The organism is Paraburkholderia kururiensis JCM 10599 = LMG 19447 (genome assembly GCF_003986935.1).
In the GTDB taxonomy this organism is placed as follows: domain Bacteria; phylum Pseudomonadota; class Gammaproteobacteria; order Burkholderiales; family Burkholderiaceae; genus Paraburkholderia; species Paraburkholderia kururiensis.
Map to the genome: position 1 here is coordinate 123,703 of NZ_RJZE01000023.1, position 12,002 is coordinate 135,704.

Genomic DNA, 12,002 nt, shown 5'->3' on the forward strand with positions numbered 1-12,002 from the left:
CAGGAAGGGAACGTGCGGATGGTCGCGATTCAACCTACGTGTATCGCAAATCCGGCTTCGCCCGGCGCGAGCTCGGGGCGCAGCGTGAGCGCCGGTATCTCGTACGCGCCGCTGTTCTGCTGACGAAACGGGATGGGTGCGGCCGTGTCGAGCGTATCGAGCCGCTGACCCAGCGCCTCGCGCACCTGCGCAAAGCGGGCTTCGTCCATGCGGCTCGTGCGATAGACGACGAACGGCGGCAGCACGTCGAAGCCCGGGTAATAGAGGATGCCGTGCTGGATCGGGAACAGGATGTCGTCGATGGGACCGTTCACGCCGCGCGAGCCGTAGTGGGATTCCCAGCCGCCCGTGGTGACGACGAGCATGGCACGCTTGCCCTTCATCATGCCTTCGCCGTAGCGGTCGCCCCAGTGCGTGTCCGAGTGCTCGCCCACGCCGTAGGCGAAGCCGTATGCGTAGACCCGCTCCACCCAGCCTTTGAGGATGGCCGGCATCGTGAACCACCAGAGCGGGAATTGCAGGAGGACCGTGTCGGCCCAGCGCAGCTTCTCCTGCTCGCGCGCGATGTCCGCGGCTTGGGTGCCGTGCTGGAAGGCATGCTTCGAATCGAGCGAGGGATTGAACGGCGCGCCGGCTTCGCGCTCGGGGTAGTCGCTCGCGTCGAGCACGGCTTTCCAGTTCATCGCGTAGAGGTCCGAGACCTGGACCGCGTGCCCCGCCTGCTGAAGATGGTTGACGGTGAAGTCCCGCAGCGAGCCGTTCAACGAGCGCGGTTCGGGATGGGCGTAGACCAGCAAGACGTTCATGAGTAAGCCTCCGTAGGTGAACGAAGGCAGGATAGGTGCGACGCCGGTATATTGGAAATGAATTCCCAATATGACAGGTATTGCCATGGACGATCTCAGAAAGCTGGACCTCAATCTGCTGATCACGCTCGACGTTCTGCTCTCCGAGCACAACGTCACGCGGGCCGCTGAGCGCCTGCATCTCGCGCAGCCTTCGGTCAGCGTGCAACTGGCGAAGCTGCGCAGCGTGTTCGGCGACCCGCTGCTGCTGCCGGGTCCACGCGGCATGCGACCCACGGCGAAGGCCGACGAGTTGCGCGAACCGCTGCGGCAGGCACTCGAAGCGCTGGAACGCGCGGTGCTGCCGGCGCGTGCGTTCGACCCGGCCAGGGCCACGCACACGTGGCGCGTCTCGGCCTTCGATTACGGCGAATCGACGATCGTGCTGCCCGCCTTGAGCGGTCTGCGCGCGGCGGCGCCGGGCACGCGACTCGCGGTGGTGACCGTCCCGCCATCGGAGCTGGCGAAGCAGGCCGAACAAGGCGCGATTGATCTCGCGTTCCACACCACCGAGGACGCGCCGCCCACCCTACGACGCCGCGCCTTGTTTACCGAGCGATACGTGCTGGTCGGGCGCGCCGGACATCCACGATTGAAGCGCCGCCCGACGCTGGCGCAGTTTTGCCAGCTCGAGCATGTGATCGTGTCGCCGAAGGGCGGAGGCTTCGTCGGCGTTACGGACGACGTGCTTGCCAAAGTCGGCATGACGCGCCGCGTCGTGCTTTCGGTACCGCACTTTCTCTTCGTGCGATCTGTGCTGGAAAGCACCGATCTGGTCGCGATGCTGCCGGAACGGCTCGTGCGCGGCATGGACACGCTGCGCGTGGTCGAACCGCCGGTGGACGTGCCGGGCTACGAGATGTCGATGCTGTGGCACGAGCGTATGCATCGGGACCCGGCGCATCGGTGGTTGAGGGAGTTTGTGGGGGGTGGGGGTTGAGGGAGGAGCAGGCACGGCGATCTCACAACGGAGGTACGCCCTCTTCGTGCTGCCGCGGCGGCAGCGATAAACGCGCATGTCGCCTGAGATGGCACGGCAGGAGGGGCTCGAACCCCCGACCCTCGGCTTAGAAGGCCGATGCTCTATCCAGCTGAGCTACTGCCGCATATCGACGGGAAGCGGCGTCCGCAACGCCGCCCGAAATGAAGATGATGGTTGCTCCCAAAGGAAGGGAGCAAGCGCGGAATTATACCTTGAATGCCGCACACAGAGCCGCGCGCATCCGCGTCCGGGCGTGCTCAGACGGGTTGCGGATGCAGCATGAACCAGGTGAGGAACGCCACGCCGGCAATCGCGCAATAGATGCCGAACGACGCCAGGCGTCCACGGCCTTCGAAGTAGCGCATCAAAAAGCGGATGCTCAGCCATGCCGCAATGCCGGTCAGGACGCCGCCCACGAGCGCGTCCCCAAGCTGGCCCGGCGCGTGAAAGAGTTTAGGCAACTCCAGCAGGCCCGCCGCGAAGATGATCGGCGTGCCGAGCAGAAACGAAAACTCGGCGGCCTTTTCCGCGGTGAGGCCCGCCGCGTTGCCGGCGATCATCGTGAGGCCGCTGCGCGAGAAACCGGGAATCAGCGCGCCGATTTGCGCGAGGCCCACGAGGAACGCCTGCCTGAACGTCAGCTTTTCCGGCGGACGATGCGCGCGCGAGCGCTGCAGCCAGTCGCCGAACCAGAGCAGCAGCCCATTGATGATCAACGCAATCGCGACGATCCGCAGGTCGTGAAAGATGCGCTCGAGCCGCTTTTCAAGCACGAGCCCGACAATCCCGGCCGGAATCGTCCCGATGATGAGCGCCCACATCATGTGGCCGTCGTCGTTGTGCCGCCCCGCGAGCGAGCTGAAAAAGCCGCTGATCAGCGCGATCCACCGCTTGTGGAAATACAGCAGCAGCGCAAGCGCGGTGCCGAGATGCAGCGCCACGAGGAACGGCAGCAGTTGCGGCGCGTGCTTGTCGATGTGCATGCCGAACAGCGCGGGCACGAGAAGGGTGTGTCCGAGACTGCTGACAGGGAAAAGTTCAGTGACGCCCTGCAACACGCTCAAAAAGATCAGGAACGAAAAGCTCACGCGCGGATCCTCGCATTGGATGAACATCGCGCCGGCGTGCCGCCCCGGCGCCCGAAGCGCACCGATTATGCCGGTGCAGTATGGATGCGCCAAGCGTTCGGCGATTTTTGACGATTTATTTATTGCACCGCGTCAGAGCGACGGGCGCGGCAGAAAACATCGGGAGCACGACAAGCAAAAGGCCCGCCATGATGCGGGCCCTGCTGAAAAGGCATTGTCAGGAAGACGAAAGGCAAACACGCGGCGGCAGCCTGGCAGCCACGGCGCACTTCAACTTCAGCGCGCGACCTTGTAGAAAAAGTAAACGGTGCTCGCTGTGAACATGCCGAATAAAGCTACGCCCATTGCCATTGCGAGATCCATAGCGCCTCCGGTCCGGTCGGGCCCGGGGTCGCGTTTTACCGGGCGGTATGCGGATTATCGACAAGCCTCTGCCGGCACGACACTCGCAATTTCCCGGGAAGGGTTTCCCCGTAGCCCAAAGCGGCGCACAATCGCCGTTCGCCTGCGGGGTCGCGCCTTGCATGGCGTGGCTTCCTTCCTTTCCATGTATTCGACGTATCCGATCGACATGCCCCAATTCCAGCAACAGGACATTCTCGAGATCGCACACGGCGCGTCGCTGCTGCGCGTCGCGCCGCAGGCCGGCGGCCGGCTGCTGTCGTGGCACATCGACGGCCAGTCCGTCATCTATTGGCCCGACGACGCGAACTGGGCCGAACCCGCGCGCGTGCGCGGCGGCAATCCGCTTTTGTTCCCGTTTCTCGGGCGTCATCGCGTGGACGGCGACATCGGCCGCTGGCGCGATGCCGAGGGCACGGTCCGCGACGTGCCGATGCACGGCTTCGCACGCGACCTGCCCTTCGCCGCCCAACCCGATGCGGACAGCCACGGCGTACGGCTCACGCTCACCGATAGCGAGGCTACGCGCGCCGGCTATCCGTTCGGATTCCGCTTCGAAGCGACGTATCGCCTCGCCGATGCCCACACGCTCGACGTCGCGCTGACGACGACGAACACCGGCACTGAGCCGCTGCCCTACTACGCCGGCCATCACTTTTATTTCACCCTGCCGCACGATCAGCGTGCTGAAACGGTGCTCGAACTGCCGCGCACGCAACGCCGCCACCAATTGCCCGACGGCACTATCAGCACGCCGGAGCCGGGGGCACAGCGCTACACGCTCGACGAAGCGCGCATCCACGACCGGTTTCACTGTCTCGACGGCGCGCCGGATACCCCCGTACGCGTGATCGCCCCCGGCCTGAACCGGACGATCACGATCGACCTGCGTCGCCCGGGTTCCGTGCCCTGGTACGCCGTGACCACCTGGACCGAGCGCCCGGAGTCGGACTTCTATTGCGTCGAGCCGTGGCTCGGTCTGCCCGATGCCATCCACAACGGTCTCGGCCTGCGCTGGCTCGCACCGGGCGCGACCGAAGAAGCGGCACTGCGCATCACCGTGAGCGGCTTGCGCTAACGCTCGACCGCGATGCGCCAGGATCACGCCGCGCGCCATGCGCGGCGTTTCAGTTGACGTCGCAAAATGCAAACCCGTTAGAATCGGACGTTTTTTGCAACTGTCGCGCGATCGGGGATCGGTATGCACGCGACGCATTGCGAGGTCCAATGTTGGCAACAAGAATCAGGCGGCTCGCCTGCGCAGGGCTCGTCGCGGCACTCGCCGCCTGTGGGTCGGCGCCGGTGGGACCGGGCTACTACCGCGTCGAACGCGGCGACACGCTATCGAAGATTGCGCGGACTAACCGGCAGTCCGTGCAGAGCATCGTCCGCTGGAACAACCTGTCGAACCCGGATTCCATCGAGGTCGGTCAGGTGCTGCGTGTCGCTCCGCCTTCCGGGACGGTGTCGAGCGGCAACGGAGCGTCGCGCGGCACGGCCGAATCCGGCGCGCCGGCCGCTCGCAGCGGCACCGCAACCGGCACAGCGTCCGGGAGCGCATCTTCAGCGGCGCCGTCGGCCGCCCCCGCCGCACCCATCTCGCTCGTCTGGCCGGCCGCGGGCAACGTGGTGCGGGGTTTCGACGGCAAGAATTCCAAGGGCATCGACATCTCGAACAGCCCCGGCACGCCGGTCGTCGCAGCGGCGCGAGGCACGGTGGTCTACGCAGGCAACGGTCTGCGCGGCTACGGCAATCTGCTGATCATCAAGCACAATAGCGACTACCTCACGGCCTACGCGCATAACCGCACGCTGCTCGTGAAGGAAGGGCAAACGGTTGCGCAAGGACAGAAGATTGCCGAAATGGGCGATACGGATTCGGATCGTCCGATGTTGCATTTCGAGCTGCGCTATGAAGGACGCTCCATCGACCCTTCCCGTTCATTGCCGCCGCGTTAGTCAACATGGGCCGCTAAGCACGCGCATCGTCGTATTGCAGGGGCAAAAAAAGCCCGGCTCGAGGCCGGGCGAACGGGGGTTCGGCGCATATCGGCAAAGGACCGGTTCGCCATGCGCCAATTGGGAATCTAGCAACGCGTCTAATACAGCGCAATCGATTAATTGCCAATGAAATGTGATGCGGCGAACGGATTACGCGCTATGTGAAGCGAAAGAGAAGCCACTCGCGAAAGCTAAAACATCGCGAAACGACGTAATTCGGTAGATGAAAAGAGACCGGAGTGCGTGGCGCCGCATCGGCAAGAGGCGCATGGCGTATAGCTTTGCGGGATTCACGCGAACAATGCGCGAGGCGAGAGTCTGCAATTCCGACGCCCGGCAAAAGCGCGGGTTAACGAAAGGATAGGACAGCTTCGCGGAGATTTAAAGCTTTGTACGCGACCGCACTCATCAAACGTGTTTTAACAATAGCGATCAGTATAGGCACACGAATACACACCACTTTCTCGTACGACTAAATATCGCAAAATTAGCTTATCGCGAATTTAACGAGCGAAGTGGCCAGAATGTGCACGTCTGACCACGCGGCTATATCGCCCGATTCCACCGCCCGGTGCATTTCGACGCAACGGCACGCGGGTTGGTTGCGAGCGGCGGGATCGGGCAAGCGCATCAGGAACCGGGCAACATGCGGCGGATCACGCCGTCACGCAACACGAAGTGGTGGTAAAGCGCGGCCGCCACGTGCAGGCCGATCAAGCCAAGCAGTCCCCAGGCGAGCGCGCCATGCAGATCGCCTAGTTCATGCCCGAGTGTGGAGCCCTGAGCCGCGAGCGGCGGCAGCGGAATCACCCCGAACAGCGTGAGCGACCATCCTCTCGACGATGCATTGGCCCAACCCATCAAGGGTTGCGCGATCAGCAGCAGATACAGGACACCATGCGTCAGGCGGGCTACGGAACGCAGCATGGCTGATCCCTCGGCTGGCGCGGGTTCCGGGCGCACGGCGCGCCATATGAGCCGAACGACCATGACGGCGACGATCGCCGTGCCCAGTTCGAGATGCCACGTGATGAGCCCTGCAGGCTGCGTGCCGCGATGGATGCCCGGCATGGTCCACGCCACGATGAACTGAATAACGAGCAACACGAAGATGAGCCAGTGCAGCAGTCTCGAGAAGGGATCGTATTTGGGGGGAGTGGAGTAAGCCATTGATACCTCGATGGTTCGGTCTTCGGATATGCCGTGCAATAAGCCGCACGGCCCAGTATTCGCCGGTTGGAAGCATAACGAGTGCCAGTGTATGGCTCAAGCAGCCGGACGGCCTGGTCTGCAAACGGCTTGATGATTTATAGTAGTCACCGCTCATGTCCCATTCCAATACGATGACGACGAACCCAGCTTCTCACAGCGCGCTCTATCTCAAGCTCCTTGGCGAAACGGCGAAAATCGACTGGCAGGATCTCGAACGCTTTTTCGCACAAGGCAAGCTGCTGCGGGTGGCGCGCGATCTCGATCTCGTGAGTGTCGCCGAGGCGATCGCGAGCGACGACACGCAGCAGGTCACGCAATGGCTTTCCGCGGGGCTTGTCGAGCGCATGCAGGCCGACACCGCCGCCGACTTCACCGCCCGCGATCCCGAACTGTGGGCTGTCGTCGTGTCGCCCTGGGTGTGTGTCCAGGAGCGCAGTTGAGCAGCCCTGCTGGCGAGCGGGCCGCCTCACCGGCGGCTCCGGTCGACTGGCACCGGCGGGTTCTCACGCTCGCCTTCCCCATCGTTATCGCGAATCTGACCCAGCCCATTCTGGGCGCGGTGGATACCGCCGTGGCAGGCCATTTCGACGGTGCCGCGAACCTGGGTGGCGTTGCGCTAGGCGGCCTCTTTTTCAACTTCGTTTTCTGGGGCTTCGGCTTTCTGCGCATGGGCACGACGGGACTCGTCGCGCAGGCATTCGGCGCAAACGATGTCGCCGCGCTGCGGATCAACGTCGTGCGGGCGCTCATGCTGGCGCTCGTGGCGGGTTTGGCTGTCCTCGTGCTGCAAGGTCCGCTGATCGAGCACACGCTGCGTGCGATCGGCGGCAGCGACGACGTCCGGCGCAATGCGCAGGTCTATTGCCGCGCGCGGATCGGCTCCGCACCTTTTGCGCTCGCGAATTACGTCGTGCTCGGATACCTGCTGGGCGTGCAGCGGGTGCGCACGGCGCTCGTCATTCAGGTGTTCATCAACACGGTCAATGTCGTCGCCGTACTGCTTTACGTGTATGGATTCGGCTGGAACATCGCGGGTATCGGGGCCGCGACGGCGACCGCGGATGCGCTTGGCTTCGTGCTCGGGGCCATCGTGCTGCGGCAGTTGTTGCCCCGCAATCTGCCGCCGCTCGACCGCGCGCAACTCGTGGATCCGGTCGCACTGAAGCGGCTGGTAGCGATCAATCGCGACATCTTCCTGCGCACGCTGTGCATCCTTGGTGCGTTCGGATGGTTCGCGCATCTGGGCGCAAACCAGGGTGACGCGATTCTGGCCGCCAACGCCCTGCTACTCAATTTCCAGACCTTCATGGCGTATGGACTCGACGGCTTCGCCCACGCCGCGGAAGCGCTCGTGGGCGCCGCAACCGGCGCACGCGATCGCGATGCCTTCCGTCAGTCCGTCAGGGTCACGATGTTCTGGTCGGCACTGGGTGCGCTGGGGTTTTCGCTCGTGTACGGCGCGGCGGGCGCCTGGATCGTCGAACGACTGACGGATCAGCGTGCCATTCGAGCGGCCGCGGAGGTTTTTCTGCCGTGGGCGGCGCTGTCGCCGGTCGTTTCCGTGTGGGGCTTTCTGCTCGATGGCGTGTTTATTGGCGCGACGCGCACGCGGGACCTGATGTATTCGATGGCGCTGTCGGGCGGCGTGTTCATGGCGGCGTCGTGGGCGCTCGTTGCGCCGCTCGGCAACCACGGACTGTGGGCCGCGCTACTCGCGTTCATGGCAGCGCGCGGCATCACGCTGCTCATGCGGCTGCCGCGGCTCGCGGCGTCGATAGCGGCGCATCAGCCGTAGACGCGCAGGCGCGCCAGACTGCTCGCGCCGGCGCCGTCGGCTCTTCCTGTGTAAGCCGCCGCGCATTCCGCGAACACGACGTTTCGCGGCTGTTTTGCGTCTATTTCGGCGCCGCCTCCGGTGCCTCGATCATCTGCGGCGGCCGGACGTCGGTGGGCACCCCGTGATAGTCCGGCGGATCCTGCGGCGGAGGGCCATGGCGCACGGCGGACGAATTGTCGGCACAGCCGGTTAATGCAGACAAGAACAAGAGGATCAAAAAGGGACGACTCATGGATTTCCCGAAGCCGGATGCGGCGAAGTGGCAAAGCCGCGAGTCTACGCGCAAAGCGCCAGGGACGCGCCCGCGGGCGGTTTGCCGCAACGTACAGTTCTCCTCCCCGGTTCGTTTTTGCTGTCCTACCATGTACGCATGGCCGCAATCGTCCAAGGAGGCTGCCATGGATGCCGAGTCAATCGCGGGCCTGGTCGGACTGACCGTGGGCTTGCTCGTCTTGCTAGGACTGACCATCTTCGAATCGCGGACCTACCGGCGCGAGCACCACGGTGAAGGCATGATGCACCACTGGCTGGCCGAGCATCACATGCTCGACTGGACGCGGCGCAGGCATTGAAGGCTCGCTCCGTCCGAGGCTGTTCTGTCTGGGGTTGGCAGCGCTGCAGCGCGTCCGGCGACGCGCTGCGTGGGTTGTTGTTGGCTGACGGTTAGTTGGCTCGTGGCGTATTGGCGCGCCGTTCTTGCGGGCTGCCCTCGCCGGTTTGCTGCGTTGCACTTGCTGCGCGAACTGCCGGCTGGCCTGTTATTGCGGGGCAACAACCGCGTACACGAGGCGCCTCCGCGCCCCTTCCTTCGTTGACAGCGGCACGCCATGCGTGCTCTGGGCCGCTGCGCCCGGACGGGCAATAAACGCGTTTTCTACTTCCCTCCCACCTCAAACTCCGGCTTTCGCAAGCACGACGATCGACACGCTGAACGCCGCCTGCTGCGCGTCTTCGTTGCGATACGAGTGCGGCACGTGGCCAGGGAACGCGAGCACCTCGCCAGCGGCAACGCCATGGCGTTCGCCCGCAACAAACACGGCCACTTGTCCGGAAAGGCACGTGAAGTACTCGCGCGTGCCCGGCAGATGAGGTGTTCCGCGCATCGTTGCGCCCGGCGCGAAGGACATCGTCTCCAGTATCCCGTCCGGCATCGGTTCCGGCACAAGCGGCCGGATGGTCAGCCCCATGCCGCGGCTGTGCGTCGGGACATCGGCCGCCGCCCACTTGCGCACTTTCGCCCGGGGCGAGGCCAGCAGTTCATCGATCGGCGCCCCAAGCGCACCCGCCACTTTCATGAGCACCGTAAGCGACGGATTACTGTCACCGGATTCCAGATTGGCGATCGTCGAGCGCGGCAATCCGGAGACCTTCGCCAGCGCCTCCTGCGTGAGGGCTCGCGTGCGTCTTAGCGCAACGAGATTGCGGGCCAGGTGCTGCGCGGCGTGATCGAGTTCGTCCATCGTATCGACTTTCCGACAAAGGTTTGGACATCGCGCTGGGGCAAGGACGTGCGCGTTCCTATTATCAGGCCACGAGACGGCGTGCGTGCGCCGCCCCATCTTCAATCTGGAGAGTGCGATGAACTATCGCGATGACTTGCGCGGCGTACGTGCCGCGATAACCGGCGGCACCTCAGGCCTGGGCCTCGCCTTGATGGACGAACTGCTCATGCGCGGGGCTCGAGTGGCATTTGTCGCTCGAGATCCGAAGCGTGTCGCTGCCGTGGCTGCGGAGCGGCCCGGCGTGGTGGGCCTTGTAGGCGACATCGGACGCAAGGACGACATTTATCCGCTTGCGACGCAGATTACAGGGCTACTAGGTAGTCTCGATGTACTTGTGAACAATGCGTCGTCGCTTGGCCCTACCCCGCTTGCACTACTGGCCGATACCCAATGTGAGGACTTCGAAGCAGCGCTCGCAGTGAACGTGCTGGGCGCGTTCCGGCTAACGAAGGCGTTGCTCGGCGCGCTTGCGGCATCGGCACGCGAACACGGCGGTGCACTGGTGCTGAACGTGTCGAGTGATGCCGCTATCGAGCCGTACGCAAGATGGGGGGCATATGGCTCGAGCAAAGCCGCGCTGCGCCAGATGAGCCGCATCTGGAATGCAGAACTCGCGGACGAACGAATCCGCGTGCTCGCTCTCGATCCGGGCGACATGGACACTCCACTGCATCGGCTGGCATTGCCGGATGCCGATCCAGCGACTTTGCGACGTCCCGCGGATGCAGCACGCGAGTTCGCGGATGTGATTACGTCAACGCTTGATGACCTACGCGAAAATATGTCGATGGGGGTGCGCTGAAGATGCAAGCTGCCAGCCTTCCTAACCAGCGTCCCAAAGATGCACGGCTTCTCGTGATCGACCGCTGCGGACGCATCCGTCATCGCCTTCGGAGCGCGATCGCCGATCTCGTGCGCTCTGGCGATTGTGTCATTGCTAACGATGCGGCAACGCTCCCCGCGAGTCTTCACGGGATTCACGAACCCACCGGCGCGCCGATCGAGATCCGGCTAGCGGCCCGTGCATCCATCGATCCGAACGACGTCGCGCGCTTCAGTTGCCTCGTGTTCGGCGCCGGTGACTTCCGTACTCCCACGGAAGCACGCGAAGCGCCCCCGCCCCTCGTTCGTGGCGACCGATTGCGGCTAGGTTCGTTGCAGGCAACGATCGTACGAACGCTGGATCATCCGCGCTTCGTTGAACTCGATTTCCACGGTACACCGACGAGCATCTGGCAAGGACTCGCGACGCATGGCCGACCGGTTCAGTACGCTCACGTTCCAGCACCGCTCGCACTGTGGGATGTGTGGACGCCGATCGCTGCGCTGCCCGTTGCATTTGAACCGCCTTCGGCCGGCTTCGCTCTAGACTGGCGCACATTGAAGGCGCTGCGTGACAAGGGCGCGTCTTTCACCACACTGACGCATGCCGCCGGATTGTCGTCGACCGGCGATTCTTCCCTCGATGAGCGCTTACCTCTGGATGAACCGTATCGGATACCACTCGCAACCGCGCGACTGGTCGCGGAAACGAACATGCGAGGTGGACGCGTGATCGCCATCGGCACCACCGTCGTCCGCGCGCTCGAGCACGCGGCTATGCCCGACGGGGGCGTACGCGTCGGCGATGGGGTTGCGAGCGGGCGTATTGGACGCCATACGCGATTGCGCATCGTTGATGTGATCATCTCCGGTACACATGAGCCGGAATCGAGCCACTACGCGCTGCTTTCCGCATTCGTTAGCCGTCAAACGCTGGCACATGCCACCTCGGTACTCGAAAACGAGCACTACCGGACACACGAATTCGGAGATTCGATATGGATTGAGCGTGATGCGAGAAAAGATGAAGTACGTTGCGAATGCAAGCGGACGGCAGAATGCGCTTAATGGTCTCGCTGGTGTGCTGCGAAGTAGTGCGGATGTTCTGCCGGGGCTGGAGATGCGGGAGGTTTTGGGGCTGCCAGTGGGGACTGGTCGAGGCGTGGTTCAGGAGGGAAGCGCCGGCCCAAAGCAGAAGACCCCGCCATATGGGTGGCGGGGTCTTTGCGGGGTAAGGAGCCTGACGATTACCTACTTTCACACGGGCAATCCGCACTATCATCGGCGTGGAGTCGTTTCACGGTCCTGTTC

General features: G+C 63.9%; 13 protein-coding genes and 1 tRNA gene. 9 read left to right on the forward strand and 5 right to left on the reverse strand.

What is annotated here, in order from left to right; genetic code table 11:
- Nucleotides 1-29 precede the first annotated feature (29 nt).
- On the reverse strand, nt 30-806 hold the full coding sequence (locus PKKP23_RS25410) for an NAD(P)H-dependent oxidoreductase (RefSeq protein WP_126878915.1): 777 nt from the start codon (nt 804-806) through the stop codon (nt 30-32).
- An 85-nt stretch (nt 807-891) separates the two neighbouring features.
- Here PKKP23_RS25410 and PKKP23_RS25415 point away from each other — a divergent pair, with 85 nt between their 5' ends.
- Nucleotides 892-1,785 carry a LysR family transcriptional regulator gene (locus PKKP23_RS25415; protein ID WP_205703016.1) on the forward strand — a complete coding sequence of 298 codons (894 nt, stop codon included), beginning with the start codon at nt 892-894 and terminating at the stop codon, nt 1,783-1,785.
- A gap of 89 nt (nt 1,786-1,874) precedes the next feature.
- Here the strand turns inward: PKKP23_RS25415 and PKKP23_RS25420 are convergent.
- Nucleotides 1,875-1,951: transfer RNA gene (locus PKKP23_RS25420), tRNA-Arg, on the reverse strand.
- A 133-nt stretch (nt 1,952-2,084) separates the two neighbouring features.
- Entirely contained in the window at nt 2,085-2,915 is an 831-nt protein-coding gene (locus PKKP23_RS25425) for an undecaprenyl-diphosphate phosphatase (protein ID WP_126878917.1), read from the reverse strand.
- Between the two features lie 19 nt (nt 2,916-2,934).
- On the opposite strand from PKKP23_RS25425, the gene PKKP23_RS25430 reads away from it, so the two are divergent.
- From PKKP23_RS25430 to PKKP23_RS25440, 3 genes are all read left to right on the forward strand, one after another.
- Entirely contained in the window at nt 2,935-3,210 is a 276-nt protein-coding gene (locus tag PKKP23_RS25430; RefSeq protein ID WP_126878918.1) for a hypothetical protein, read from the forward strand.
- 276 nt (nt 3,211-3,486) lie between these two features.
- Nucleotides 3,487-4,395 carry an aldose epimerase family protein gene (locus tag PKKP23_RS25435; protein ID WP_126878919.1) on the forward strand — a complete coding sequence of 303 codons (909 nt, stop codon included), beginning with the start codon at nt 3,487-3,489 and terminating at the stop codon, nt 4,393-4,395.
- 149 nt (nt 4,396-4,544) lie between these two features.
- Entirely contained in the window at nt 4,545-5,276 is a 732-nt protein-coding gene (locus PKKP23_RS25440) for a peptidoglycan DD-metalloendopeptidase family protein (protein ID WP_017777679.1), read from the forward strand.
- Nucleotides 5,277-5,948: 672 nt separating this feature from the next.
- Here PKKP23_RS25440 and PKKP23_RS25445 read toward each other — a convergent pair.
- Nucleotides 5,949-6,488: a cytochrome b gene (locus PKKP23_RS25445; RefSeq protein WP_126878920.1), complete on the reverse strand. Its 540-nt coding sequence runs from the start codon at nt 6,486-6,488 to the stop codon at nt 5,949-5,951.
- Between the two features lie 155 nt (nt 6,489-6,643).
- On the opposite strand from PKKP23_RS25445, the gene PKKP23_RS25450 reads away from it, so the two are divergent.
- The 3 genes from PKKP23_RS25450 to PKKP23_RS34205 all read left to right on the forward strand — a co-directional run bounded on the left by PKKP23_RS25450 (nt 6,644) and on the right by PKKP23_RS34205 (nt 8,939).
- Nucleotides 6,644-6,970 carry a DUF2288 domain-containing protein gene (locus tag PKKP23_RS25450; RefSeq protein WP_413213452.1) on the forward strand — a complete coding sequence of 109 codons (327 nt, stop codon included), beginning with the start codon at nt 6,644-6,646 and terminating at the stop codon, nt 6,968-6,970.
- Nucleotides 6,967-8,325 carry an MATE family efflux transporter gene (locus tag PKKP23_RS25455; RefSeq protein ID WP_126878921.1) on the forward strand — a complete coding sequence of 453 codons (1,359 nt, stop codon included), beginning with the start codon at nt 6,967-6,969 and terminating at the stop codon, nt 8,323-8,325. Before PKKP23_RS25450 ends, PKKP23_RS25455 begins: the two co-directional genes overlap by 4 nt.
- Nucleotides 8,326-8,765: 440 nt before the next feature.
- The gene (locus PKKP23_RS34205) at nt 8,766-8,939 is read left to right on the forward strand and encodes a hypothetical protein (protein ID WP_017777675.1); all 174 of its coding nucleotides are present in this window, start codon (nt 8,766-8,768) and stop codon (nt 8,937-8,939) included.
- 318 nt (nt 8,940-9,257) lie between these two features.
- Here the strand turns inward: PKKP23_RS34205 and PKKP23_RS25460 are convergent, their stop codons facing one another.
- Entirely contained in the window at nt 9,258-9,827 is a 570-nt protein-coding gene (locus PKKP23_RS25460; RefSeq protein WP_126878922.1) for a helix-turn-helix transcriptional regulator, read from the reverse strand.
- Nucleotides 9,828-9,945: 118 nt separating this feature from the next.
- Here PKKP23_RS25460 and PKKP23_RS25465 point away from each other — a divergent pair, with 118 nt between their 5' ends.
- The gene (locus PKKP23_RS25465; protein WP_168724599.1) at nt 9,946-10,671 is read left to right on the forward strand and encodes an SDR family oxidoreductase; all 726 of its coding nucleotides are present in this window, start codon (nt 9,946-9,948) and stop codon (nt 10,669-10,671) included.
- Nucleotides 10,672-10,673: 2 nt separating this feature from the next.
- A complete protein-coding gene (locus tag PKKP23_RS25470) occupies nt 10,674-11,759 on the forward strand; it encodes an S-adenosylmethionine:tRNA ribosyltransferase-isomerase (protein ID WP_126878924.1) in 1,086 nt (361 codons plus the stop codon).
- The last annotated feature ends 243 nt before the right edge of the window (nt 11,760-12,002 follow it).

What these genes read in the sequence shown, in the direction of transcription:
- PKKP23_RS25440 (WP_017777679.1), top strand. Translation starts at nt 4,545, where the DNA reads ATGTTGGCAACAAGAATCAGGCGGCTCGCCTGCGCAGGGCTCGTCGCG.
- PKKP23_RS34205 (WP_017777675.1), top strand. Translation starts at nt 8,766, where the DNA reads ATGGATGCCGAGTCAATCGCGGGCCTGGTCGGACTGACCGTGGGCTTG.
- PKKP23_RS25430 (WP_126878918.1), top strand. Translation starts at nt 2,935, where the DNA reads ATGAACATCGCGCCGGCGTGCCGCCCCGGCGCCCGAAGCGCACCGATT.
- PKKP23_RS25410 (WP_126878915.1), bottom strand. Translation starts at nt 806, where the DNA reads ATGAACGTCTTGCTGGTCTACGCCCATCCCGAACCGCGCTCGTTGAAC.
- PKKP23_RS25465 (WP_168724599.1), top strand. Translation starts at nt 9,946, where the DNA reads ATGAACTATCGCGATGACTTGCGCGGCGTACGTGCCGCGATAACCGGC.
- PKKP23_RS25450 (WP_413213452.1), top strand. Translation starts at nt 6,644, where the DNA reads ATGTCCCATTCCAATACGATGACGACGAACCCAGCTTCTCACAGCGCG.
- PKKP23_RS25445 (WP_126878920.1), bottom strand. Translation starts at nt 6,488, where the DNA reads ATGGCTTACTCCACTCCCCCCAAATACGATCCCTTCTCGAGACTGCTG.
- PKKP23_RS25460 (WP_126878922.1), bottom strand. Translation starts at nt 9,827, where the DNA reads ATGGACGAACTCGATCACGCCGCGCAGCACCTGGCCCGCAATCTCGTT.
- PKKP23_RS25470 (WP_126878924.1), top strand. Translation starts at nt 10,674, where the DNA reads ATGCAAGCTGCCAGCCTTCCTAACCAGCGTCCCAAAGATGCACGGCTT.
- PKKP23_RS25415 (WP_205703016.1), top strand. Translation starts at nt 892, where the DNA reads ATGGACGATCTCAGAAAGCTGGACCTCAATCTGCTGATCACGCTCGAC.
- PKKP23_RS25435 (WP_126878919.1), top strand. Translation starts at nt 3,487, where the DNA reads ATGCCCCAATTCCAGCAACAGGACATTCTCGAGATCGCACACGGCGCG.